Source organism: Paraburkholderia sediminicola, assembly GCF_902859805.1.
Taxonomy (GTDB): domain Bacteria; phylum Pseudomonadota; class Gammaproteobacteria; order Burkholderiales; family Burkholderiaceae; genus Paraburkholderia; species Paraburkholderia sediminicola.
The window spans coordinates 1,747,885-1,772,287 of record NZ_CADIKC010000001.1; the positions used below are offsets into that span (position 1 = coordinate 1,747,885).

The 24,403-nt window shown below is 61.3% G+C and carries 18 protein-coding genes and 1 tRNA gene; 15 read left to right on the top strand and 4 right to left on the bottom strand.

Features of this window, described 5'->3' with window-relative positions; translation table 11 throughout:
- The first annotated feature begins 1 nt into the window (after position 1).
- From polA to R8871_RS07770, 3 genes are all read left to right on the top strand, one after another.
- Positions 2-2,743, top strand: a complete 2,742-nt coding sequence (gene polA / locus R8871_RS07760; protein WP_175049775.1) for a DNA polymerase I — start codon at positions 2-4, stop codon at positions 2,741-2,743.
- Positions 2,744-2,920: 177 nt separating this feature from the next.
- On the top strand, positions 2,921-4,273 hold the full coding sequence (locus R8871_RS07765; protein ID WP_175049776.1) for an NAD(P)/FAD-dependent oxidoreductase: 1,353 nt from the start codon (positions 2,921-2,923) through the stop codon (positions 4,271-4,273).
- A 90-nt stretch (positions 4,274-4,363) separates the two neighbouring features.
- Positions 4,364-5,236 (top strand): dienelactone hydrolase family protein, encoded by an 873-nt coding sequence (locus R8871_RS07770; protein WP_175049777.1) that lies wholly within the window; start codon positions 4,364-4,366, stop codon positions 5,234-5,236.
- Between the two features lie 133 nt (positions 5,237-5,369).
- Here the strand turns inward: R8871_RS07770 and R8871_RS07775 are convergent, their stop codons facing one another.
- Together R8871_RS07775 and R8871_RS07780 are read right to left on the bottom strand one after the other, a co-directional pair.
- Complete coding sequence (locus R8871_RS07775) at positions 5,370-6,239, bottom strand: sulfurtransferase (protein ID WP_093634996.1); 870 nt, start codon at positions 6,237-6,239, stop codon at positions 5,370-5,372.
- A 144-nt stretch (positions 6,240-6,383) separates the two neighbouring features.
- Positions 6,384-7,490: an aromatic ring-hydroxylating oxygenase subunit alpha gene (locus tag R8871_RS07780; RefSeq protein ID WP_175049778.1), complete on the bottom strand. Its 1,107-nt coding sequence runs from the start codon at positions 7,488-7,490 to the stop codon at positions 6,384-6,386.
- Positions 7,491-7,777: 287 nt separating this feature from the next.
- Between R8871_RS07780 and R8871_RS07785 the strand changes: the two genes are divergently transcribed.
- The 4 genes from R8871_RS07785 (at position 7,778) to folE2 (ending at position 12,113) form a co-directional block, all read left to right on the top strand.
- Positions 7,778-8,086 (top strand): exodeoxyribonuclease VII small subunit, encoded by a 309-nt coding sequence (locus R8871_RS07785; RefSeq protein ID WP_054034828.1) that lies wholly within the window; start codon positions 7,778-7,780, stop codon positions 8,084-8,086.
- Positions 8,083-8,964 carry a polyprenyl synthetase family protein gene (locus R8871_RS07790; protein WP_175049779.1) on the top strand — a complete coding sequence of 294 codons (882 nt, stop codon included), beginning with the start codon at positions 8,083-8,085 and terminating at the stop codon, positions 8,962-8,964. Before R8871_RS07785 ends, R8871_RS07790 begins: the two co-directional genes overlap by 4 nt.
- Positions 8,965-9,049: 85 nt before the next feature.
- Entirely contained in the window at positions 9,050-10,957 is a 1,908-nt protein-coding gene (dxs, locus tag R8871_RS07795; protein WP_097394779.1) for a 1-deoxy-D-xylulose-5-phosphate synthase, read from the top strand.
- Positions 10,958-11,306: 349 nt separating this feature from the next.
- Entirely contained in the window at positions 11,307-12,113 is an 807-nt protein-coding gene (gene folE2, locus R8871_RS07800; protein ID WP_175049780.1) for a GTP cyclohydrolase FolE2, read from the top strand.
- Between the two features lie 113 nt (positions 12,114-12,226).
- Here the strand turns inward: folE2 and tsaD are convergent, their stop codons facing one another.
- Positions 12,227-13,255 carry a tRNA (adenosine(37)-N6)-threonylcarbamoyltransferase complex transferase subunit TsaD gene (gene tsaD, locus R8871_RS07805; RefSeq protein ID WP_097394777.1) on the bottom strand — a complete coding sequence of 343 codons (1,029 nt, stop codon included), beginning with the start codon at positions 13,253-13,255 and terminating at the stop codon, positions 12,227-12,229.
- 121 nt (positions 13,256-13,376) lie between these two features.
- On the opposite strand from tsaD, the gene R8871_RS07810 reads away from it, so the two are divergent.
- The 7 genes from R8871_RS07810 (at position 13,377) to R8871_RS07840 (ending at position 22,352) form a co-directional block, all read left to right on the top strand.
- Positions 13,377-14,594: a BaiN/RdsA family NAD(P)/FAD-dependent oxidoreductase gene (locus R8871_RS07810; protein WP_175049781.1), complete on the top strand. Its 1,218-nt coding sequence runs from the start codon at positions 13,377-13,379 to the stop codon at positions 14,592-14,594.
- Positions 14,595-14,662: 68 nt separating this feature from the next.
- Positions 14,663-14,875: a 30S ribosomal protein S21 gene (gene rpsU / locus R8871_RS07815; RefSeq protein WP_175049782.1), complete on the top strand. Its 213-nt coding sequence runs from the start codon at positions 14,663-14,665 to the stop codon at positions 14,873-14,875.
- A 256-nt stretch (positions 14,876-15,131) separates the two neighbouring features.
- Entirely contained in the window at positions 15,132-15,578 is a 447-nt protein-coding gene (locus tag R8871_RS07820) for a GatB/YqeY domain-containing protein (RefSeq protein ID WP_175049783.1), read from the top strand.
- 78 nt (positions 15,579-15,656) lie between these two features.
- Positions 15,657-17,528, top strand: coding sequence for a DNA primase (gene dnaG, locus R8871_RS07825; protein WP_175049784.1), 1,872 nt, complete (start codon positions 15,657-15,659; stop codon positions 17,526-17,528).
- A 93-nt stretch (positions 17,529-17,621) separates the two neighbouring features.
- Positions 17,622-20,012, top strand: coding sequence for an RNA polymerase sigma factor RpoD (gene rpoD, locus R8871_RS07830; RefSeq protein ID WP_175049785.1), 2,391 nt, complete (start codon positions 17,622-17,624; stop codon positions 20,010-20,012).
- Positions 20,013-20,166: 154 nt separating this feature from the next.
- Positions 20,167-20,254: transfer RNA gene (locus R8871_RS07835), tRNA-Ile, on the top strand.
- A 964-nt stretch (positions 20,255-21,218) separates the two neighbouring features.
- Complete coding sequence (locus tag R8871_RS07840) at positions 21,219-22,352, top strand: porin (protein WP_175049786.1); 1,134 nt, start codon at positions 21,219-21,221, stop codon at positions 22,350-22,352.
- Positions 22,353-22,501: 149 nt separating this feature from the next.
- On the opposite strand, the gene R8871_RS07845 is transcribed toward R8871_RS07840, so the two are convergent.
- Entirely contained in the window at positions 22,502-23,584 is a 1,083-nt protein-coding gene (locus R8871_RS07845; protein WP_175049787.1) for a porin, read from the bottom strand.
- 330 nt (positions 23,585-23,914) lie between these two features.
- On the opposite strand from R8871_RS07845, the gene R8871_RS07850 reads away from it, so the two are divergent.
- Positions 23,915-24,268, top strand: coding sequence for a transposase (locus R8871_RS07850; RefSeq protein ID WP_175049788.1), 354 nt, complete (start codon positions 23,915-23,917; stop codon positions 24,266-24,268).
- Positions 24,269-24,403 lie beyond the last annotated feature (135 nt).

A 24,403-nucleotide genomic window follows, 5' to 3' on the forward strand; every position in this document is an offset into this window, starting at 1 on the left:
AATGCCTGAAGAACGAAGCCTTGAAGGTAAGACCCTGCTATTGGTCGACGGTTCGAGTTATCTGTACCGGGCCTACCATGCGATGCCTGATTTGCGCGGACCCGAGGGTGGCCCGACGGGTGCGCTCTATGGAATGATCAACATGCTGCGGCGCATGCGCAAGGAAGTCACAGCAGAGTATAGCGCGTGCGTGTTCGACGCCAAGGGCAAAACGTTTCGCGACGACTGGTATGCCGACTATAAGGCGAACCGCCCGTCAATGCCCGAGGATCTCGCGCGTCAGATCGAGCCGATTCATGTCGCCGTGCGCGCGCTCGGCTGGCCGCTCCTGATGATCGAAGGCGTCGAAGCTGACGACGTGATCGGCACGCTCAGCACCGAGGCGGAAAAGCGCGGCATGAATGTGATCGTGTCGACTGGGGACAAGGATCTGGCGCAGCTCGTGTCGGATCATGTCACCCTCATCAATACGATGACTAACGAGAAGCTCGACCGCGAAGGCGTGATCGCCAAATTCGGCGTGCCGCCGGAGCGCATCATCGACTACCTGTCGTTGATCGGCGATACCGTCGACAACGTACCCGGCGTCGAAAAATGCGGGCCGAAAACGGCGATCAAATGGCTGACGCAGTACGAAACCCTCGACGGCATCGTCGCACATGCGGACGAGATCAAAGGTGCGGTAGGAGACAATCTGCGACGTGCGCTCGATTTTCTGCCGATGGCGAAGAAACTCGTCACCGTCGAACGCCAATGCGATCTGACCGGCCATATCGTGTCGATCGAAGAAAGCCTGGAAAGCCGGCCGGAATCACGCGAAGAACTGCGCGATGTATTCACGCGCAACGGCTTCAAGACCTGGCTGCGTGAGGTGGAAGTCGCGGAAGTCGTGGAAGGTCCTGAGACCGATGTACCGCCTGCGCTTACCGTGGATCACGAACGTCACTACGACACCGTGCAGACCTGGGAACAGTTCGACGCGTGGCTTGAGAAGATCAACGCCGCTGAGTTGACTGCGTTCGATACCGAAACCACCTCGCTTGATCCGATGACCGCGCAAATCGTGGGCTTGTCGTTGTCGGTCGAGCCTGGCTATGCCGCTTATGTGCCGGTCGCGCATCGCGGTCCCGACGCACCCGTGCAACTGCCGCGCGATGAAGTCCTCGCGAAGCTCAAGCCGTGGCTGGAAAGCGCCGAGCATAAGAAAGTCGGCCAGCACATGAAGTACGACGAACAGGTGCTGGCGAACTACGGCATCGAAATGCGCGGCGTCGAACACGACACGCTGCTGGAATCGTACGTGCTCGAATCGCACCGTACGCACGACATGGACAGCCTCGCGCTGCGCCATCTCGGCATCAAGACGATCAAGTATGAAGAGGTCGCGGGTAAAGGCGCGTCGCAGATCGGCTTCGACGAAGTCGCGCTGGAAACGGCCGCCGAATACGCGGCGGAAGACGCCGACATCACCTTGCGTCTGCATCATGCCTTGTATCCGCAGGTGGCCGCCGAGAAGACGCTCGACTACGTGTATCGTGACATCGAAGTGCCGACCTCGCGCGTCTTGCGCAAGATGGAGCGTACGGGCGTACTGATCGACGCAGAAAAGCTGCGCGCGCAAAGCAGCGAAATCGCCACGCGTCTGATTCAGCTGGAAAGCGAAGCGTACGTGTTGGCCGGCGGCGAATTCAATCTTGGCTCACCGAAGCAGATTGGTCAGATCTTCTTCGAGAAGCTCGAATTGCCGGTGGTCAAGAAGACGCCGAGCGGCGCGCCGTCCACCGACGAAGAAGTGCTGCAAAAGCTCGCTGAAGACTACCCGCTGCCGAAGATTCTGCTCGAACACCGCGGTTTGTCGAAGCTGAAATCGACCTATACGGACAAGCTGCCGCGCATGGTCAACGCCCAAACCGGTCGTGTGCATACAAACTATGCGCAGGCAGTGGCGGTCACGGGCCGGCTGGCGTCGAACGATCCGAATCTGCAGAACATCCCCGTGCGCACTGGCGAAGGGCGTCGTATCCGCGAGGCGTTTATCGCGCCGCCGGGCCACAAACTCGTCTCTGCCGACTACTCGCAGATCGAATTGCGCATCATGGCGCACATTTCCGGCGACGAATCCCTGCTGCGTGCGTTCTCGCAGGGCGAAGACATTCACCGCGCCACTGCCGCGGAGATCTTCAGCGTGACGCCGCTCGAAGTGTCGAACGACCAACGGCGCGTAGCGAAGGTCATCAACTTCGGCCTGATCTACGGCATGAGCGCGTTCGGCCTCGCCGCGAACCTCGGCATTACGCGTGACGCGGCCAAGCTGTATATCGACCGCTATTTCGCGCGTTATCCGGGCGTCGCGCGTTATATGGACGAGACGCGTCTGAGCGCGAAGGCCAAGGGCTACGTGGAAACGGCGTTCGGCCGCCGCCTGTGGCTGCCGGAGATCAACGGCGGCAACGGTCCGCGCCGTCAGGCCGCAGAGCGCGCGGCAATCAACGCGCCGATGCAAGGCACGGCCGCCGATCTGATCAAGCTGTCGATGATCGCAGTGCAGAAGTGGATCGAAGAGTCGAAGGTCGGTACGCGCATGATCATGCAGGTGCACGACGAACTGATCCTCGAAGTGCCGGACGCGGAATTGTCCGATGTACGTAAGCGCTTGCCGGAACTGATGTGCGGTGTCGCCGCGCTGAAAGTGCCGCTGGTCGCCGAAGTGGGCGCCGGCCTGAACTGGGAAGAAGCGCATTGACGTGCATGTGACGGCGCGTGCGATAGGCGATATCGTCGCGCGCATGTCACATATGCGTATTGATGGCTTGTGACAACCCGTGCCGCTCACGGACAATCGCCAGGACAGACGGCGCGCGTTTCATGCTTCATGCGCACCGTTGCGACGCATAACCCATCGGCAAATACGGAGAGTTCAATGCATCGTTTTATCGTCGTTGGCGGGGGCGCGGGGGGACTGGAACTGGCGACGCGTTTGGGCGACCGCTATGCACCCCATAAGAACAAAGGCGGCGTGCAGGCGCAAGTGACGCTCGTCGACCGTAATCCAACCCATATCTGGAAGCCGCTGCTGCATGAAGTGGCAGCCGGCAGCATGGACCCGTTCACCCAGGAACTCGAATATGCGGCGCAGGCGCGCTGGCACGGCTTCGAGTTTCAGCAGGGCGATCTGACCGGTCTGGACCGCGCGAACAAGCGTCTTACGCTGGGTACCGTGCTCGACGACGACGGCGCTGAATTGCTGCCCGCACGTGAACTCGAATACGACACGCTGATCATCGCGATCGGCAGCACCACGGCGTTCTTCGGCGTGAAAGGCGCGTCGGAGTTCTCCCTCGCGCTCGACACAGTCAGCCAGGCGGAGCGCTTCCGCAAACGCCTGATCGCGGCCTGCATGCGTGCGGAGCATCAGGTGCATGAACCGGTCGAATCGGGCCCGGGAACGTCGTCGACCTCTACTGAGCCGCGCATCCAGGTGGCGATCGTCGGCGGCGGCGCGACGGGTGTCGAACTCTCGGCCGAGTTGCGCAATACGGCCCAGGTGTTGTCCGCGTACGGTTTGCATAAGCTCGATCCGCGGCACGACGTCGGCATCGTGCTGATCGAGGCGGGGCCGCGCATTTTGCCGGCTTTGCAGGAGCGTGTGTCGACGGCCACCGCCGAATTGCTCACCAAGCTCGGCGTGAAGCTGATGATCGGCGAGACCGTGGCCGAGGTCGCGCCAGGCATGATCCGCACGGCCAGCGGTAAAACGGTGCGCGCCGATCTGACGGTATGGGCGGCGGGTATCAAGGCGCCAGCCATTCTGAGTGAACTCGACGGCCTGCCGGTCAACCGTCTGGGGCAACTCATCGTGCGCCGCACGCTGCAAACCGAAGTCGACGACAACATCTTCGCGCTCGGCGATTGCGCGGCCTGCCCGTGGCCTGGCAACGAGCGTAACGTGCCGCCGCGTGCGCAGGCGGCTCACCAGCAGGCGAGCTTCCTGATGAAGGCGCTTGCGGCACGGCTCGAGAATAAGCCGCTGCCTGAATTTACCTATCGCGACTTCGGTTCGCTGGTGTCTCTCGGGCACTTCAGCGCGGTCGGCAATCTGATGGGCGGCGTAATCGGCGGCAACATGCTGATCGAGGGGCTGTTCGCGCGCTTCATGTACATGTCGCTGTACCGGCTGCATATCGCGGCGCTGCACGGCTATGCGCGGATGGTGCTCGACACCTTCGCACACTGGTTGCGGCGTACCACGCTGCCGCGGGTCAAGCTGCACTGACGGCTGACTGCGCTTGATAAGGTTGCAAGTGCAACAGGATGCGGGCGAAGCGTATCCTGTTGCCTCCAACCTTCACCCGAGGAGCGCCGCATGCTGAAACCCGATATCGACAGCCTGGTCCCGCACGTTCCCTTCAATCGACGCACCTTTATTAAAGCCGCGCTCGGCACCGGTTTCGCCGCGGCCGTGATGCCTGTGTCGGCCCAAACCATCCATACGGATAGCGATGGTCTCGAAGCCGGCGAGATTGGCGTGCGGTCGGGCGATACGCTCGTGCCGGCCTATCGCGCGCAGCCGAAGGGCAAGACGCATCTGCCGGTGATCATCGTGATTCACGAGGCGTTCGGCGTGCACGAGCATATTGCCGACGTGTGCCGGCGCTTTGCCAAGCTCGGTTATCTTGCAATCGCGCCGGATCTGTTCGTCCGAGAGGGCGATCCGTCGGTGCTGCCGACCATCCAGCAGATCAGCGAGCAGATTCTTAGTAAGGTGCCGGATGAACAGGCGCTGGACGATCTCGACGCCACCGTCGCGTGGGCGGGCGAGCACGGCGGCGATCTGAACCGGCTTGGCGTGAACGGGTTTTGCTGGGGAGGACGCATCGCGTGGCTGTATGCCGAGCACAATCCCCGGCTGAAGGCGGCTGCGGCGTGGTATGGCCGGGTCGGCGGCGATCACAGCGCAACGACGCCGGCGAACCCGCTCGATCGCGTGGCCGATCTGCATGCGCCGGTGCTAGGGCTGTATGGTTTGCAGGATCAGAGCATTCCGCAAGCGTCGCTCGAGCAGATGAAGCAGGCGATCGCTCAGGGTCCGCAAGCGGGCCGCAGCTCGCAATTCGTCGTGTACGACGACGCGGGCCACGCGTTTTTCGCGGATTACCGGCCGAGTTACAAGAAGGCCGATGCCGAGGACGGCTGGCGGCGTGTGCTGGTGTGGTTCAAGCAGCACGGAGTCGCCTGAGGGCGCCAGTTCGATACCTTCGGTTGACGCGCCATAACGGCGTGTCGATGTGCTCGGCTGGAAGAATGCAAAAGGCCGTGGCCGCTTTCCAGCGGCCACGGCCTTTTGCTAATCGTCCTGCTTGATGGACCGCTTAAGGATTCGGACCCGTTGCAACCGGCCGCTTCGGATCAGAGCTCCATTCGCTCCACGACCCCGCATACAGCGCCGCGCCATGCATGCCGGCGATCTCCATTGCGAGCGCGTTCACGCACGCTGTCACGCCCGAGCCGCATTGCAGAACGACGTGTTCCGGTGACGTGTCGCCCAGCAATGCATGGAATTCCTCGCGCAGCGTGTGGGCCGGTTTGTAGCGGCCGTCGGCGGTGAGGTTGTCCTTGAAGAACCGGTTGAGCGCGCCAGGAATATGGCCGCCGACGCGATCCAGCGTTTCGTTTTCACCGCGATAGCGATCGTTCGCGCGTGCATCGACCACGACGCGTTCTTTCGTACCGAGGTTGCGCTCGACGGTTTGCGCGTCGACGGTAACCGAAAGTGGCGCACCCGCTTTGAAGTCGCCGGTGTTTTGTGCCGGAGCGTCCTGCGTCAGCGGCTTACCGGCCGCCTCCCAGGCTTGCAGCCCGCCGTCGAGCAGCGCCACCGCATCGTGGCCGAGCCAGCGCAGCAGCCACCATGCGCGCGCCGCATACATGCCACCCTGCGCGTCATACGCGACCACCTGCTGACCCTGCTTAAGCCCGCGCGACTCCAGCGTCTCCACCAGCCGTGCGCGATCCGGCAACGGATGGCGGCCATTGTGGCCGTTTTTGGGCCCCGACAGATCGCGATCGAGGTTCAGATAGTGCGCACCTGGCAAGTGCCCGGCCAGATAGGCTTTCTCGCCCGCCTCGGTGTCCGCCAGATCGAAACGGCAATCGATGACGAACACGCTGCCAGGCGCGGCTGCCAGCCGCTCCGCGAGGTTTGTCGCGGAGATGAGTGTGGTGTAGTGAGTGTGGGGCATGACGTCTCCAGTCCCATGCAAGATGGTTGCGGCGCTTACGCGGCGGCTTGAGGCCGTTAGCGAATGGCCGAACGATACTGATAGTCTAAACAAAAAAAGACGGGCCGAAGCCCGTCTTCCATGTTTTGATGCGGACCGCGCGAATCAGATCGCGCCGAGTTCTCGCCGCAGGAACTCGTGGAAGTGCTGCATGCCGTCTTCCATCGGGCTCTGATACGGGCCGACCTGCGATTCGCCGCGTTCCATCAGCGCGCGGCGGCCGGCGTCCATGCGTTCGGCGATCTCGTCGTCTTCGCGGGCCGTTTCCATATAGGCGGCGCGCTCGGCTTCGACGAACTCGCGTTCGAACAGCGCGATTTCCTCAGGGTAATAGAACTCCACCACATTGGTGGTTTTCTGCGGACCACGCGGAATCAGCCAGGACACGACCAGCACGTGCGGGTACCACTCGATCATGATGCCGGGGTAGTACACCATCCAGATCGCGCCGAAATCGGGCGGATTGCCGCCGCGGAAGCGCAGCACCTCGTCGTGCCATTTACGGTACGTCGGGCTGCCAGGCTGCTCCAGATCCTTGTGGACGCCGACCGTCTGCACGCTGTACCACTCGCCGAATTCCCACGTCAGATCGTCGCAATTGACGAAGCTGCCGAGGCCCGGATGGAACGGCGCGACGTGGTAGTCCTCCAGATAGACCTCGATGAAGGTCTTCCAGTTGTAATCGCACTCGTGCACTTCGACGTGATCGAACATGAAGCCCGAAAAATCAAAGTGTTGCTTGGTGCCGAGGCGCGCCAGATCCCGCGCGACGTCGCGCCCCTGTGCTTCGAACAGCAAGCCTTGCCAGTTCTGCAGCGGCGTGGCGCCGAGATTCAGGCAGGGGTTATCCGCAAAATGAGGTGCGCCGAGGAGCTGGCCGTTCAGGTCATACGTCCAGCGATGCAGGGGGCAGACGATGTTCTCCGTCTGGCCGCGGCCGTTGAGCATGATGGCTTGCCGGTGGCGGCACACGTTCGACAGCAGCTCTACTTGCGACTGCTGGTTACGGACGAGCACACGCCCTTCGCTCTCGCTGGGCAAAGCAAAATAATTTCCCGCTTCGGGCACCATGAGATCGTGGCCGATGTAGCGAGGACCTTTCTTGAAAAGGGTGTCGATTTCGCGCGTTAGAAGCGCTTCGTCAAAGTAAGCCGTGACTGGCAGCTGGCTGTGGACAGACCGCAACTGCAATGCATTGCTCAGATTGGACATTCCCACTCCCGTGAAGACGTGAAAGCAGTGAACAACCCAACCATCGATAGATTCGATTTAGGGAGCCCGCGATTATACCTGATTCCCCCTCCTCGGGGCGCTTAAGTGCCTGATTTGGGTCAAAAATGTCAAGGAAGTTCAAGGTTTTCGCCGCAGACCAATCGTTTTTTTTCTGAGAGACTGAGGGTCGGGCGCGAAGGGTAAAGGCGGGGCGCGGGCCGGCGATGGGATCGGAAATGTCGCTTTTGCCGTAGAATGTCCGACTTGTTTTAATTTTGCGACTATTCATGGCGAAGACCGCGTCGAAAGATACTGCTGCCGCGCCTGCTGAAGGCGTCGATACCACGCCGTTGCCCGAGAACTACGAGGCCGCCCAGGCTGAGCTGGAAGGGTTGGTGGCGCGTATGGAAGGCGGCAATCTCAGCCTCGAGGAATCGCTCACCGCCTACCGGCGCGGCGCGGCGCTCGTCGCGTTTTGCCAGCAGCAGCTCGAGAAGGTCGAGCAACAGGTGCGCGTGCTCGATGGCGAGACGCTGAAACCGCTGCCTATGAATAGCGCAGGCACAGCCGCTACTGAAAGCGGGGACGACCTATGACATTCGAACAATGGACACGCTCGGTGCTCGAGCGAGTCGAATCGGCACTAGAACACTATCTGCCCACGGAAGCGACCGAGCCGGCCAAGCTGCATGAAGCCATGCGCTACGCTGTGCTGGGCGGCGGCAAGCGGGTGCGCCCGCTGCTGTGTCATGCGGCCGGCGAGTTGACCGGCGCGCGCGCCGAGTGCCTGGACGCGGCCGCGGCGGCGCTGGAAATGATCCACGTGTACTCGCTCGTGCACGACGATATGCCCTGCATGGACGACGACGCGCTGCGTCGCGGCAAGCCCACGGTACACGTCAAGTATGACGAAGCCACGGCGCTGCTGGTCGGCGACGCGTTGCAGTCGCAGGCGTTCGTCGCGCTGACGTCGGACGTACTGGCGCCGGCGCAGCAGGCCGCGCTGGTGCGTGAGCTGGCCCTGGCGAGCGGCTCGATCGGCATGTGCGGTGGTCAGGCCATTGATCTCGCGAGCGTCGGCCATACGTTGACGCGCCCGCAACTCGAAACCATGCACCGGATGAAAACCGGCGCCTTGCTGCGTGCCGCGGTGCGCATGGGCGCGCTGGCGGGCGAGACGCCGAATGCGGACGCCATGCGTTCGCTCGACGCGTATGCGGCCGCCGTAGGCCTCGCGTTTCAGGTCGTCGACGATATTCTCGACGTCACGACCGATTCCGCAACGCTTGGCAAGACAGCAGGTAAAGACGCGAAGGACGGCAAGCCGACCTACGTGTCGATTATTGGGCTAGATGCGTCGCGTGCGCTCGCAGCGCAGCTGCGCAGCGACGCCCACGCTGCGATTGCGCCGTTTGGTGCGCGCGCGCAGCGTCTTGCCGAATTGGCCGACCTGGTGGTGAACCGGGTCAGCTGAACGCGAAAGCCCGCCGCCGCGCACCTTTGCTACGGGGTGCATGTATGAAGTGCGGGCGCGTAAGTTTTCCTACAATGGAACGACGATGTACGACTTGCTGAAAACTATCGACGACCCGGCAGCCTTGCGCCGCCTCGATCGCCGCCAATTGCAACCGCTTGCCGACGAGTTGCGTGCCTTCGTGCTCGACAGCGTATCGCAGACGGGCGGCCATCTTTCGTCCAACCTCGGCACGGTCGAGTTGACCATTGCTCTGCACTACGTGTTCGACACGCCGCGCGACCGGATCGTGTGGGATGTCGGCCATCAAACCTATCCGCACAAGATCCTGACGGGGCGCCGCGACAAGATGCACACGCTGCGTCAGCTCGGCGGCATCTCGGGCTTCCCGAAGCGCGACGAGTCGGAATACGACACTTTCGGCACCGCGCACTCCAGCACGTCGATTTCGGCCGCGCTCGGCATGGCCGTTGCCAGCAAGCTGCAGGGCGATAACCGCATGGGCATCGCCGTGATCGGCGACGGCGCGATGACGGCCGGCATGGCCTTCGAGGCGATGAACAACGCCGGCGTCGAAGACGACGTGCCGCTGTTGGTCATCCTCAACGACAACGACATGTCGATTTCGCCGCCGGTCGGCGCGCTCAATCGCCATCTGGCGCGCCTGATGTCGGGCCGTTTCTACGCCGCCGCACGTGCGGGTGTGGAACGCGTGCTGCGCGTCGCGCCGCCTATGCTCGATCTGGCTCGCAAGCTCGAAGAGCACGCGAAGGGCATGATCGTGCCGGCTACGCTGTTCGAAGAGTTCGGTTTCAACTACATCGGCCCGATCGACGGTCATGACCTCGATTCGCTGATTCCGACGCTGCAGAACATCAAGGAATTGCGCGGTCCGCAATTCCTGCACGTCGTCACGAAGAAGGGGCAGGGCTACAAGCTGGCCGAGGCCGATCCGGTGCTGTATCACGGCCCCGGCAAGTTCAATCCGGCTGAGGGCATCAAGCCTGCCACCACGCCGTCGAAAAAGACGTACACGCAGGTGTTCGGCGAATGGCTGTGCGACGCGGCCGAGCTGGACGCGCGCGTGGTCGGCATTACGCCCGCCATGCGTGAAGGTTCGGGCATGGTCGAGTTCGAGAAGCGCTTCCCGGATCGTTACTTCGACGTCGGCATCGCCGAGCAGCACGCAGTGACGTTCGCCGGCGGCCTGGCTGCGGACGGCATGAAGCCGGTGGTCGCGATTTACTCGACGTTCCTGCAACGTGCTTATGACCAGCTGATCCACGACGTCGCACTGCAGAACCTGCCGGTGGTGTTCGCCATCGACCGCGCGGGTCTGGTCGGCGCGGACGGCGCCACGCACGCGGGTGCTTACGATCTCGCGTTCATGCGCTGCATCCCGAACATGACGGTGATGGCTGCGTCGGACGAAAACGAATGCCGTCAGATGCTGTACACGGCATTGCAACAGCCGAACCCGACGGCGGTGCGCTATCCGCGCGGCGCCGGCACGGGCGTGGCAACGGTCAAGCAAATGACGGCGCTGCCGCTCGGCAAGGGCGAGATTCGTCGCGAAACGTCGCAACCGGCCGGCAAGCGGATTGCGATTCTGGCATTCGGCACGATGGTTGCGCCTTCGCTGGCGGCTGCAGAGCAACTGGACGCCACGGTGGCGAACATGCGCTTCGTGAAGCCGCTGGACGCTGAACTGGTCCGTCAACTGGCCGAAACGCACGACGCCATCGTCACGGTGGAAGAAGGCTGCGTGATGGGCGGCGCGGGTTCGGCATGCGTCGAAGCCCTGCTTGAGAGTGGGGTTATCCGGCCCGTACTACAATTGGGCCTTCCGGATCGCTTCATCGATCATGGGGATCCGGCCAAGTTGCTCGCCGCCTGCGGTCTGGACGCAGCGGGCATCGCCAAGTCGATTCGCGAACGCTTTCTTTCCAGCGGCGCGGTCGCTGGCCAATCCTCGGTGAAGCGCGTCGCTTAATTGCGGCATTAAGTTGCGTCACTCAGTTGCCAGTTGCCTCACCTGGCTGCGTGGATTGGCTGAGTCGTTCAGCTGCACGGCCGTGCGCTACGCCGCGGCTATAGCGGCCATAGCAATCTCCAACTTGAGTCGATGGACCTTCGGGTCCATCATCCAACGCCGGCAGGGGCCGGCGTTTGCCGTTGCGCGATCTGATTCGCACGGCCGCTGAGAGCCCTCAAACGTGTCGTTGTGCGACACCCGCCAATGGGGCAATCTCCAATCCTTGAAGGGGTTTCCTTCGGGGCGGGGGACTTCCTGTGGAGCGGAAAACATGGGACGGCCCGGCGTTTCCTGAAAGGACAAGAATATGAACCAGATGAATCCCGCCTTTGTGATGCCCGACGTGCAGAGCACGCCCGATACGCGTCAGATTCCGATTCAACGCGTCGGCGTCAAGGCAGTGCGCCATCCGTTGACGGTGCGCACGCAAAGCGGCGAAGTGCAGCCTTCTGTGGGCACGTGGAATCTCGACGTGCATCTGCCCGCCGATCAGAAGGGCACGCACATGTCGCGCTTCGTCGCGCTGCTTGAAGAAAACAAGGCGCCGCTCGAGGCGGCCACATTCCGCACCATGCTCGCCGCGATGCTGGAAAAGCTCGAGGCCGAGGCGGGCCGCATCGAAGTGTCGTTCCCGTACTTCGTGAACAAGACCGCGCCGGTGTCGGGCGTGCAAAGTCTGCTCGACTACGAAGTGACGTTGACGGGCGAGACCCGCAATGGCGCGACGCGTCTGTTCCTGAAGGTGCTGGTGCCGGTCACGAGCCTGTGCCCGTGCTCGAAGAAGATTTCGCAGTACGGCGCGCACAATCAGCGCTCGCACGTCACGATCAACGCCGAGCTGGCGGGCGACGTAGCGGTGGAAGAGCTGGTTCGTATCGCCGAAGAAGAAGCCTCGTGCGAACTGTGGGGCTTGCTCAAGCGTCCGGACGAGAAGTTCGTCACCGAACGTGCCTATGAAAATCCGAAGTTCGTTGAAGACCTGGTGCGCGATGTCGCGCAGCGTCTGAATGCGGACGAGCGCATCGTCGCTTATGTGCTCGAAGCTGAGAACTTCGAATCGATTCACAATCACAGCGCGTATGCCGTGATCGAGCGGGACAAGCGGGCGGCGTGATCACGCTCTGACTTCCTGCTTGCAGTAAATAGAAAAAGCCGCTTTCGAAGCGGCTTTTTCTATGGTGTTGCGATTCTCATCGTGTGGCCCGGTATGCGAAGGGCGTCGCGGGTTCAGCGTGCTAGAGAAGTCAGATCCCAGCGCGGCTTCACGGTGAATGCGTAGTCTTTGCCCGATTGATCGGGCCAGCGTTGCAATCGCAACGCGCCTGCCAACGCGATCATCGCGCCGTTGTCCGTACACAGCGACAAATCCGGGTAGTGCACAAAGAAATTGCGCTTCTTCGCCGCAGCGGAAAGCGCCTCGCGCAATTGCCGGTTCGCGCCGACCCCGCCTGCCACCACCAGCCGATTGAGCTTGGTCCGTTTGAGCGCGGCCAGGGATTTCGCCGCCAGCACTTCCACGGCTGCGTCGACGAAACCGCGCGCCAGATCCGCTTTCGCCTGCTCGCAGATATTCGCGCCGCCGAGCTTCTTCGCGTGGGTGAGAACAGCGGTCTTCAGGCCGCTGAAGCTGAAATCGAGGTCGCCGGAATGCAGCATGGGGCGCGGCAGGACCACGGCGCCAGGTGTGCCGAACTCTGCCATCCGCGACACTTCCGGGCCGCCCGGATAACCGAGGCCCAGCAGCTTGGCGGTTTTGTCGAAAGCTTCGCCGGCGGCGTCATCCAGCGTTTCGCCGAGCGTCTCGTAGACGCCCACGTCCGTGACGCGCATCAACTGCGTGTGCCCGCCCGACACCAGCAGCGCGACGAACGGAAACGGCGGCGGCTCGTCCACCAGCAGCGGCGACAGCAAATGCCCTTCGAGATGGTGAATGCCGATGGTCGGCTTGTCCCACGCCATGGCCAGCGAATTCGCCACGCTCGCGCCGACCAGCAGTGCGCCCGCGAGGCCTGGGCCTTGCGTATAGGCGATCGCGTCGATGTCGCTGCGCACCGTGCCGGCGCGTTCCATCACCTCTTCGAGCAGCGGCAGCGCGCGCCGAATATGGTCGCGCGAGGCCAATTCCGGCACCACGCCACCGTACTCCCGGTGCATCGCAATTTGCGAATGCAACGCGTGCGCGAGCAGGCCGCGCTCTGTGTCGTAGAGCGCGAGACCGGTTTCGTCGCAGGAGCTTTCGATGCCGAGAACGAGCATGATGGGTGGTTTGAGCGGGCGCGGGAGCGAAGCCACTCCGGCGTCCAAAAGTGAAAAGGCAAGCCTGAAAGTATAGCAGCGCGGGCAGGGCGCCGCAGACGCGCAGGTACAATGCGGCCCCATGGAATCCTTTGATATCGCAGTGATCGGCGCGGGCGCGGCCGGCATGATGTGCGCGGCCGTGGCCGGGCAACTCGGCCGCCGCGTGGTGCTGATCGACCACTCGCAGCGCCTCGCAGAGAAAATTCGCATTTCCGGCGGCGGCCGGTGCAATTTCACGAATCTGTATGCCGGACCGGCCAATTACCTGTCGGCCAATCCTCATTTTTGCCGCTCAGCGCTGGCGCGCTACACGCCGCGTGACTTCATGGCGCTACTCAAGCGCCATCACGTGACGTGGCACGAGAAGCACAAGGGGCAGCTGTTCTGCGACCAGTCGAGCGACGCGGTCATCAACGTACTGAAGAACGAATGCGACGCGGGCCGCATTGCGTGGCGCACGCCGCTCGCGGTCGAGCAGGTGCGGCAGGACGCCGAAGGGCGCTTCACGCTGGACACCCATTCCGGCCCGATCACGGCTCGCGCGCTCGTGGTGGCGACCGGCGGCCTGTCGATCCCCAAGATCGGCGCTACTGATTTCGCCTATCGTGTCGCCAAGCAATTCGGGCATAAGCTGATCGACACCCGCCCCGCGCTGGTGCCGCTGACCTTTGCTCCGGCTGACTGGGAGCCGTTCTCGGCGCTTTCCGGCGTGTCGCTCGAGGTGCAACTGGCGACCGGCAACAAGAAGACCGGTGCCGAGTTCAACGAAGACTTGCTGCTCACACACCGCGGCCTGTCGGGACCGGGGGTTCTGCAGATTTCGAGCTACTGGCAGCCCGGCGAGCCGATTCACATCAATCTGCTGCCCGAGCAGGACGCCACGACCGCGTTGCTGGAAGCCAAAACCGGCACCAAGCGCCAGATCGCTAATCTGCTCTCGGAATGGGTGCCACAACGGCTCGCCCACGTCTGGCTGGAAACCCACCAGATTCCCGCCGAAGCGCGCGTGGCCGATCTGCCGGACAAGACGCTGCGCCGCATCGGTGAGGCCTTGTCGCGCTGGACGCTCACCCCGAATGGCACCGAAGGCTACCGCAAGGCCGAAGTCACGCGCGGCGGTATCGACACGCGCGACCTGTCGTCGGCAACGATGATGAGCGCCCGCACGCCGGGTTTGTACTTCATCGGCGAGGCGGTCGACGTGACTGGCTGGCTCGGTGGCTACAATTTCCAGTGGGCATGGGCCTCGGGCGTGGCGGCCGGCCAGGCGTCCGCGGAGTACGTTTTAGGGGCTTGACGGCGCAATAGCTTTGTGAGAAAGCTCTGCTATACTCCTGAACCTTTACAAAGTTCCGTTATTGAAAAATGACGACCGTCCTCGTAAAAGACAACGAGCCGTTTGAAGTTGCCATGCGGCGCTTCAAGCGCACGATGGAGAAAAACGGGCTGCTGACGGAGCTCCGCGCCCGGGAGTTTTACGAAAAGCCTACGGCTGAGCGCAAGCGCAAGAAGGCGGCTGCGGTTAAGCGTCATTTCAAGCGTCTGCGTGGCCAGATGCTGCCAAAGAAGTTCTACTGATTCTGGCGTTGCCGCGGTTCCCGTTGACGGAGCGGCGACATCCAACGGTGACGGCACAGCAGGTGCCATCGCGGAAAACACGGCCCTTCGGGCCAGCCGGCAGGGTCGCATCCACTACGCAAAATTGCGCCAACCCGCTTGAGGAAGCAGTCCCAAGCGGGCGTTTGTGTTGGATGCAGCGTATTGGTACGGCGGGTACGGCGCATGGGTGCGGTAAGCGACCGGTTTTTAAATTTTCAACGTATTCAGGTGAGTGATGAGCCTCAAGGACCAGATCAACGACGACATGAAAGCGGCCATGCGGGCGCGTGAGACAGAGCGTCTCGGCACGATCCGCCTGCTGCTCGCCGCGGTCAAGCAACGCGAAGTCGACGAACGTGTTGTCCTTGACGACGCGGCGATCACCGCAGTCATCGACAAGATGATCAAGCAGCGCAAAGACTCGATCAGCCAGTTCGAAGCCGCTGGCCGCACGGATCTCGCCGACAAGGAAAAGGCCGAGCTGGCCATTCTGTCCGCCTATATGCCGGCGCAGATGTCCGAAGCGGAGATCGTTGCCGAAGTTCAGGCCGCGATCGCGCAAACCGGCGCTGCGGGCCCGCAGGACATGGGCAAGGTGATGGGCGTGCTCAAGCCGAAACTGGCCGGCCGCGCCGACATGACCGCTGTCTCGGCGCAAGTCAAAGCCGCGCTCGCGAAGTAATTCCTGTATTTCCGGTCTGCGCGCGCCGTTGTACGACGGCGTGCGCAGCCTTGAGCTTTTTAGGTAGCGTCATTTACTGTGATTCCACCGTCATTCCTGCAGGACCTGCTCAACCGCGTCGATATCGTCGACGTGGTCGGCCGGTACGTGCAGTTGAAAAAGGGCGGCGCGAACTTCATGGGGCTGTGCCCGTTTCACAACGAGAAGAGCCCTTCGTTTACGGTTAGTCCGACTAAGCAGTTTTATCACTGCTTCGGCTGCGGCGCGCACGGTACGGCCATCGGTTTCCTGATGGAGCACGTCGGTTCCACGTTTCCCGAGGCGGTCAACGAACTCGCGCAATCGGTCGGGTTGACCGTGCCGAACGAGCCTTCGCCGGGCTATGGCGGCGGTGGCGGCTCCGGCGGGTATTCGCCGGGTGCGTCCAAGGCAGTGACCACCGCGCTATCCGATGTCATGCAGACTGCTTGCGACTTTTACCGCAAGCAACTGCGCGGCGCGCCGGTCGCGATCCAGTATCTGAAGAAACGCGGCCTGACCGGCGAGATCGCCGCCCGTTTCGGCCTCGGCTATGCACCGGACGGCTGGCAGAACCTCGAGCCGGCTTTCCCCAACTATCGGGACGATTCGCTTGTCGAATCGGGTCTTGTGATCGTCAGCGAAAAGTCGGATGCGCAAGGTCAAAACCGCCGCTACGACCGCTTCCGCGAGCGGATCATGTTCCCGATCCGCAATGTGAAAGGGCAGGTGATCGGCTTCGGCGGGCGCGTGCTGGACAGCGGCGAGCCGAAGTATTTGAATTCGCCGGAAACGCCTCTATTTAACAAAGGCAGCGAGCTTTACGGGCTGTTTGAGGCCCGTTTGGCGATTCGCGAACAGCATTACGTGCTGGTGGTCGAAGGCTACATGGACGTGGTCGCGCTGGCCCAATTGGGGTTCCAGAACGCGGTGGCCACGCTCGGCACGGCCTGCACGCCGATTCATGTGCAGAAACTGATGCGCCAGACCGATACGGTCATCTTCAGCTTCGACGGCGATTCGGCGGGGCGCCGCGCCGCGCGCCGGGCGCTGGATGCCTGCCTGCCCCATGCGGCGGACAACCGGACCATCCGGTTCCTGTTTTTGCCGTCCGAGCACGATCCGGACAGCTACGTGCGCGAATTCGGCACAGAAGCGTTCGCCGAGCAGGTCGAGCGCGCCATGCCGCTATCGCAGTTCATGCTGAACGAGGTGCTGACCGGCAAAGAGCTGGACCAGCCGGAAGGCCGGGCCCGCGCGCTGTTCGACGCGAAGCCGCTGTTGCAGCAATTGCCGGCCAATGCGCTGCGCGCGCAGATCATGCATATGTTTGCCGACCGGCTCGACGTGCCGTTCGAAGAAGTCGCCGCTTTATGCGAAGTCGACGCCCGGATTGCGGCGGCCGCCCGATCGGCGCCAGCGCGCAAGGACCGGCGCAGTGTGACCGGGATCGAAGAAAAAACGCTGCGCAATCTGGTGATGTATCCGCGGACGGTGGCGGTGCTCGACGAGGAAGCCGAACAGGCGCTTCTAAGCGTCACGCGGCACGGCGAACTGTTCGAAGAAGTGACGACGCATGCGCGTGCGCTGGGCGATTCGGCGGAGTTTCAGTTGCTGTCCGACCTATTGCGAAACGGCGCAAATGCCCCAACTTTCGAGGAAATCTTTCGCAAAATTCTAGACTATGATGAAAACGTCCGGGATTTGCTGCTGAAGGACCCGGAGGATGCGACCGTCATCGAGGAACGGCGCGAGCAGGAACGGATCGTCGGAGAGGAGTTGAAAGCGGCGATTCTGAAGATGCGATATGACGCTTACTGCGATCGCCTCGAGCAGCTTTCGCGGCAATCCCGGCACACGCCGGAGGAGTTTGCGGAGCTGACGGGCCTGAATCAGAAGCGGGCTGAGATGAAGCGCCAGCTCGGGCTGTAAGCGGGATGGCAGAAAGCTGAGTGCTATAATAAAAGGTTTCTAGCGGTTTGTTTTTTCAATGGTTTTCCTAGCAAAGGCGAAAAGGCGATTGCGATGGCAAAGACACCAGGCGGAAAAAAAGCAACGGGCACAGGTTCGAACGAGCCGACCAGAAAGGTCACCGAGGCCAAGTTAGCTTCTTCCCCCAGAAAAACGTCTGCCGCGAGCGTCACACCTGCTGCCGGGAAGAAACCCTCGACCACCGCTGCTGCGCGAGCGGAGCCGGTCAGGGCGGCGAAAGCTGTACCACCACCGGCCGCAAAACGGCCGGGTGTCAGAAGCGCAAGGGAAGCGCCTGCCGCGCAGGACGATGCGGTAGAGCGTGAGACTCCAGTATCCACGGTTCAACCGGCTGTTGTCCAACAGCCGCGAGTCGAGACTACAGCCGGTACGACGAACTCCATGACGAAAAAGCTTAACGAAACACCCGTCGATGACGATGCAACCCAAAGCGAAGAAACCCCTGCGGCCGTTCCCGGCAAGGTGGAAAAGGTCAAGGCTCGCGATCGTCGTGCAAAGGAAAAAGCGCTGCTGAAGGACGCGTTCGCGTCGTCGCAGCCTGGCACCGTCGAGGAACTCGAAGAGCGCCGCGCCAAACTGCGCGCGTTGATCAAGCTCGGCAAGGAGCGCGGCTTCCTCACGTACGCGGAAATCAACGACCACCTCCCGGACAACTTCACCGAGACCGAGGCGATCGAAGGCATCATCAGCACGTTCAACGACATGGGCGTAGCGGTGTACGAGCAGGCGCCGGATGCTGAAACGCTGCTGCTGAACGACAACGCACCCGCTGCTTCGTCAGACGACGAAGTGGAAGAGGAAGCGGAAGTCGCGCTCTCCACCGTCGACTCCGAATTCGGCCGCACCACCGACCCGGTCCGCATGTACATGCGTGAAATGGGTACGGTCGAGCTGCTTACGCGCGAAGGCGAAATCGAAATCGCGAAGCGGATCGAAGACGGCCTCAAGCACATGGTGATGGCGATCTCCGCGTGCCCGACCACGATCGCCGACATTCTGGCAATGGCCGAGCGCGTCGCGAACGAGGAAATCCGCATCGACGAACTGGTCGACGGCCTGATCGACGCCAACGCGGAAGATGCGGACGGCTTCTCGGCGCAGGAAGCGGAAGCGATCGAAAGCGAAGACGAGGAAGTCGAGGAAGAGGAATCGGACGACGAGGAAGAAGACGACGGCGCGGCGCAAGCCACGGCCAACGCCGCGCAGATGGAAGCGCTCAAGCGTGCGTCCCTCGAGAAATTCGCCATGATCAGCGAATGGTTCGACAAGATGCGTCGCGCGTTCGAGAAGGAAGGCTACAAGTCGAAGTCGTATCTGAAGGCGCAGGAAACGATCCAGAACGAACTGATGACGATCCGCTTTACCGCGCGCACCGTCGAGCGCCTGTGCGACACGTTGCGTGCGCAAGTGGACGAAGTACGTCAGGTCGAGCGTCAGATTCTGCATACGGTGGTCGACAAGTGCGGCATGCCGCGTGCGGAATTCATCGCGCGTTTCCCGGGCAGCGAAACGGATCTCGAGTGGGCCGACAAGATCGTCGGTGAAGGTCACGCGTATAGCGCAATCCTGACGCGTAATATTCCGGCCATTCAGGAACAGCAGCAACGCCTGCTCGATTTGCAGGCGCGTGTTGTGTTGCCGCTGAAGGACCTGAAGGAAACCAACCGTCAGATGGCGGCCGGCGAACTGAAGGCGCGTCAGGCAAAGCGCGAAATGACCGAGGCGAACTTGCGTCTCGTGATCTCGATCGCGAAGAAGTACACGAACCGTGGTCTGCAGTTCCTCGACCTGATTCAGGAAGGCAACATTGGCCTGATGAAGGCGGTGGACAAGTTCGAATATCGTCGTGGCTACAAGTTCTCCACGTATGCAACGTGGTGGATCCGTCAGGCCATTACGCGTTCGATCGCTGACCAGGCGCGTACGATCCGGATTCCGGTTCACATGATCGAAACGATCAACAAGATGAACCGCATCTCGCGTCAGATCTTGCAGGAAACCGGTCTCGAGCCGGATCCGGCAACGCTGGCCGAGAAGATGGAAATGCCGGAAGACAAGATCCGCAAGATCATGAAGATCGCGAAGGAGCCGATCTCGATGGAAACGCCGATCGGTGACGACGACGATTCGCATCTGGGCGACTTTATCGAAGATACGAATACGGTCGCGCCGGCCGACGCCGCACTGCATGCCAGCATGCGCGACGTCGTGAAGGACGTGCTCGACTCGCTGACGCCGCGCGAAGCGAAGGTGCTGCGCATGCGTTTCGGTATCGAGATGAGCACCGATCACACGCTCGAGGAAGTCGGCAAGCAGTTCGACGTGACGCGTGAACGGATCCGTCAGATCGAGGCGAAGGCGCTGCGCAAGCTGCGTCATCCGAGCCGTTCTGACAAGCTGAAGTCGTTCCTTGAAGGGAATTGATCGAAGCAGGCGGTCGCGAGAAATAACGTAGTAGTTTGAAGGGGCCTTTTCCGGCTGTTTCGCTTAGGCGAAGCGGTTGCGAAGGTCCCTTTTTCGTGTAGTATGTCGGCCAATCAACGAATTGGCCCGGCCTTCATGACCGGGTCTTTTTCTTGGGCCGGACGCCGTGCTGGTTGCAGGCAGCGGACTCATAATCCGCCTCCGAAAGGACACCGTCGGTTCGACTCCGACCCGGCCCACCATAGATGTAAAGAAGGGTTCCGAGTTTTCGGAACCCTTTTTGTTTTATGGTGAGAATCCAATATCAGATGCGGCAATATGCCGCTGATTAAGCGTTGCATGTTCCCGCGGCAATATCCCGCTTCACTTCGAGAAGAGATCGGCGAACTTGATGCAAGCGTGCGCCGACTCTTAACGCCTAACCGGCTTCACGGCAGGCGATATGGAGGGCCGGCAACCGGTGACCGGGCAGTAAGGGAAACTCCGTGTAAAAAAAGTGCACGGCTGTGCCGTTAAATGAATACGGAAGGCTGTTCGATGTATGCCGTCCGCTTTCAGCACGGGTTCTTGTCACGCGGCGGTCGGCGCCGCAGCTCACCTCCGGGCAACGCCCGTGCTGAAGGCTTCACTTCGCCTGACTCCACTTCATCAAGCCGGGTGACAATTCACAGCCCGCGTTAATCACAGCTAATGCAGATATTCGTTTCTCGGAATAGTCGAGAGTTAAATAGACGACTGCATTAATTCAATTAAGTTCCCGCTTTTCCGAAATAAATTTACTCCGCGTCGAATTAGGCCTGCCGCAATTGCCTGATTTCCAGGCAATCAGATGTCTCTCATTTTTCAAACGTTCCGACCCGATTACGTCACGCATATTAAATGCTGTTGCATTCACACAACTTTAATATTGAGATGTTGCGGATAACTTTTGTCCGGAGCGGGCGTACGTTCATCCACATTTTGCGATAAACGTATGAAAGATAAAGACTTAATGCCTATCTCGGTCTGATTGTTGCGGATTCTGAAAAATCCTGTTGCGTAAATTGCGGGCGTTGCTACTAGGGTCTCCACCTACACTCACGCTTCGTTTCAAGGGTGCCCAGCTGATCCGGAACGGTTCGGCGAACAGGGCGGCAGCGAATGATGCATGCGCTGCTGAGGCAGGTCCCGCTCCCCGCGTAAATTTATCGAACTGGAGTCCCACGCATGAAAAAGAGTCTCATCGTCGTTGCGGTTGCCGCATCGTTTGCTTCCGTCGCTCACGCACAAAGCAGCGTGACCCTGTATGGTCTGCTGGACGCAGGTCTGACGTACACCAGCAACGTCAACCACAACGCCAAGTACTCGGCAGGCAGCGGCGGCATCAACCAGAGCATGTTCGGTCTGCGTGGTTCGGAAGATCTGGGCGGCGGTCTGAAGGCAATCTTCACGTTGGAAAGCGGCTTCAACATCAACAACGGCAAGTTCGCTAACAACAACGGCATGTTCAACCGTCAAGCGTTTGTCGGTCTGTCGAGCGCGCAATTCGGTACGGTCACGCTGGGTCGTCAATACGACGCAGCACAAGACTACCTGGCACCGCTGACCGCAACGGGCAGCTGGGGCGGTACGTACTTCGCTCACCCGTTCAACAACGACAACCTGAGCACGAACGGCGGTTACGCAGTCAACAACTCGATCAAGTACTCGAGCGCTAACTACGCAGGCTTCACGTTCGGCGGCACGTACGGCTTCTCGAACCAGGCTGGCGCATTCGCAAACAACCGCGAATACAGCGTTGGTGCTGCATACCAGTGGCAAGGCCTGCACCTGGGTGCTGCTTACGCACAGCAGAACAACCCGGGCGCAGCTAACGGCGGCGCTTCGGACGGTTCGTACGTCAACGCACTGGCAGGCAACGTCGGCAGCTTCCGTCAACGTGAATTCGGCGTTGCTGGTTCGTACGCATTCGGCCCGGCTACCCTGGGTCTGGCATGGACGCAATCGCGTTCGGACAACTTCGTCGGTGGTGCACAGTCGCTGCGCGCTAACAACTACGAAGTCAACGGCAAGTACAACGTGACCCCGGCTCTGGGCCTGGGCGTTGCTTACACGTTCACGGACGGCAAGGGCTACGGCGTTGCTGCAAACGGTGGTTCGGAGTCGGTTCGCTACCACCAGATCGGCGTGCAAGCTGACTACTCGCTGTCGCGTCGTACGGACGTCTACGCTCAAGCCGTGTACCAGCACGCAATGGGCGACGGCGGTGTAGCTTCGATCTACAGCGGCGACAACACGCAACTGCCGTCGTCGTCGAAGAACCAGACGGCTGCTACGGTCGGTCTGCGTCACCGCTTCTAAGCTTCAGCAGAAGAAGCTAGTTGTTGCAGAAAAGGTGCCGTTCGCGGCACCTTTTTTTATGGGCACGCCACTTTGGTGGTCGGCACCCGGCGTGAATGCCGGATGCCTTGCTGCGCCTCGCTGGATCTTGCCGCGCCGTGCTGCGGTGCTTAGAAAATCGTACGCAGACCGAGTGCAACGCCGGTCTGATTGTTCTTGCCCGGCAATTCGACCGAGGCTGCTCCCGACACCTTGTCAAAATCGACCGTACCGTACACCTCGGTGCGCTTCGACAACGCATACTCGGCCAGCGCCACGAACGTATAGCGATTGCCGCTACCCAGCTGACCGTTGCCGATCGCCGCATTGGACATGTGGTCGTAATACGCAGCGCCAGTCAGCATGAGCGTGCGTGTGGCCTGCCACGTTACGCCGGCAAATGGGCCGTTGTCGACACGACCCGAACCCTTCAGGATATCGACGCCCGGTACGAGCGTTTGCTGCGCCAGAGCGCTATCCACAAAGCCAGTGTCGTCCTTCGAATGCAGATAGCCGACGTACACCTTCGCCGAGCTGAACGCATAGACCGCGTTCGCGTTGAAGATGGTCTGCTTGTGATTGCTGTTGTCGCTGTTCTGTTGCATGCCCGCCGCGACGCTGAGCGGCCCGGCCACGTACGACAGCGTGAAGCCGTACATATTGCCGGCGCCGAGATGCCCCGGCACCTGTCCCGAGAACCCGCCGACGCCCGTCGATTCCGAGTTGGTTCCGAACGAGTACATCGCAGCCATGGTCAGGCCTTTGTACGTGCCCGTGTACTTAACGGCGTTGTCCGCGTAAAGTCCGGCGCCGAGCGCGCCCGGCAGCCACGAATTCTCCGCGTAGTTGCCGACCGTGAGCGGATCGTAGGTGTCGCCCAACAGATCGAACAATGGCGTCTTCTGACGGCCAAACGTCACCGTGCCGTACTGGCTGCTCAGGCCGACATAGGCGTTGCGATTGAAGAGCCGCTGGCTGTCCGAGGCCGAACCGTCCTGCAGGTTGATACCGCTTTCCAGATCGAAGATCGCCTTCAGACCGCCGCCCAGATCTTCCGAGCCACGCAGGCCCCAGCGGCTGTTGGTGATCGCGCCGTTGGTCATATAGAGGCGCCCGTCGTTCTTCGCATTGGAGTTCGTCAGATAGCGCACGCTCACGTCGGCGACGCCATACAGCGTGATCGAACTCTGCGCCGAGGCCTGCTCGGATGTCATGGCGAGAGCTGCACCGCCCACGAGTGCGGCGGTCTTGAGGAGTCTTATTTGTCTCACTGGAATTCCTGTGTGTGGTTATGGATTTTTAATTCAAGGCGCAGGGCGCGCGGACTTGCTACGCGCCGGGCGCGCCGATGATAGACCACCACCTCCACCGCGCCATTAATCCATCGGCGCAATAACGTATTGCGATTTCTAACAATTATGCACACGACTCTGACAATAGTTGACTTTCGCGGCAGCGCGCTTGGGGTAGTCTGAAACGATTGAGTTATAGACATTTTTCGCGGCGACGCTAGCACGTGTGCTGCAGGTGCGCGTTCTTACTGCATGGATACTCCCGCTTCAAACCCGCTGGCTTGTTCGCCGGCCATTCAGGATCTCACCGACGAGCAATGGCATCTCATCGTGCCGCTCCTGCCTGAAATGAAGGACCACGGACCTCGGCGTGGCCGTCCCAGCATCGACATCCGTTGTGTGGTGAACAGCGTGCTGTGGGTGCTGCACACGGGCAAGCCATGGCACGCCATGCCCGACCGCTATGCGCCTTATCAGACTGCGCATCGCTATTATTTGCGCTGGAAGAATTCAGGGGTGCTGGCCAATATCGCCTTTGCGCTGTTCGATACCGACGCCATGCTGACGCGGCCAGTCACTCGCAGGGGCTACCCGCGCACGGCATAGCAGGCTTAAGAGCGCTGCGGCATAACAAGCAGAAAGGCCGTCATCCGGTAACCGGATGACGGCCTTTTCAATCGCATACTTTGGTCATGCTGCATGAAGGTGTTGCTTGAGAGTGCTGCATCAAGGCATCACTCA

Bases quoted from the DNA above. Each gene is read 5' to 3' on its own strand.
- polA (WP_175049775.1), top strand. From the start codon at position 2: ATGCCTGAAGAACGAAGCCTTGAAGGTAAGACCCTGCTATTGGTCGAC.
- R8871_RS07765 (WP_175049776.1), top strand. From the start codon at position 2,921: ATGCATCGTTTTATCGTCGTTGGCGGGGGCGCGGGGGGACTGGAACTG.
- R8871_RS07770 (WP_175049777.1), top strand. From the start codon at position 4,364: ATGCTGAAACCCGATATCGACAGCCTGGTCCCGCACGTTCCCTTCAAT.
- R8871_RS07775 (WP_093634996.1), bottom strand. From the start codon at position 6,239: ATGCCCCACACTCACTACACCACACTCATCTCCGCGACAAACCTCGCG.
- R8871_RS07780 (WP_175049778.1), bottom strand. From the start codon at position 7,490: ATGTCCAATCTGAGCAATGCATTGCAGTTGCGGTCTGTCCACAGCCAG.
- R8871_RS07785 (WP_054034828.1), top strand. From the start codon at position 7,778: ATGGCGAAGACCGCGTCGAAAGATACTGCTGCCGCGCCTGCTGAAGGC.
- R8871_RS07790 (WP_175049779.1), top strand. From the start codon at position 8,083: ATGACATTCGAACAATGGACACGCTCGGTGCTCGAGCGAGTCGAATCG.
- dxs (WP_097394779.1), top strand. From the start codon at position 9,050: ATGTACGACTTGCTGAAAACTATCGACGACCCGGCAGCCTTGCGCCGC.
- folE2 (WP_175049780.1), top strand. From the start codon at position 11,307: ATGAACCAGATGAATCCCGCCTTTGTGATGCCCGACGTGCAGAGCACG.
- tsaD (WP_097394777.1), bottom strand. From the start codon at position 13,255: ATGCTCGTTCTCGGCATCGAAAGCTCCTGCGACGAAACCGGTCTCGCG.
- R8871_RS07810 (WP_175049781.1), top strand. From the start codon at position 13,377: ATGGAATCCTTTGATATCGCAGTGATCGGCGCGGGCGCGGCCGGCATG.
- rpsU (WP_175049782.1), top strand. From the start codon at position 14,663: ATGACGACCGTCCTCGTAAAAGACAACGAGCCGTTTGAAGTTGCCATG.
- R8871_RS07820 (WP_175049783.1), top strand. From the start codon at position 15,132: ATGAGCCTCAAGGACCAGATCAACGACGACATGAAAGCGGCCATGCGG.
- rpoD (WP_175049785.1), top strand. From the start codon at position 17,622: ATGGCAAAGACACCAGGCGGAAAAAAAGCAACGGGCACAGGTTCGAAC.
- R8871_RS07840 (WP_175049786.1), top strand. From the start codon at position 21,219: ATGAAAAAGAGTCTCATCGTCGTTGCGGTTGCCGCATCGTTTGCTTCC.
- R8871_RS07845 (WP_175049787.1), bottom strand. From the start codon at position 23,584: ATGACATCCGAGCAGGCCTCGGCGCAGAGTTCGATCACGCTGTATGGC.
- R8871_RS07850 (WP_175049788.1), top strand. From the start codon at position 23,915: ATGGATACTCCCGCTTCAAACCCGCTGGCTTGTTCGCCGGCCATTCAG.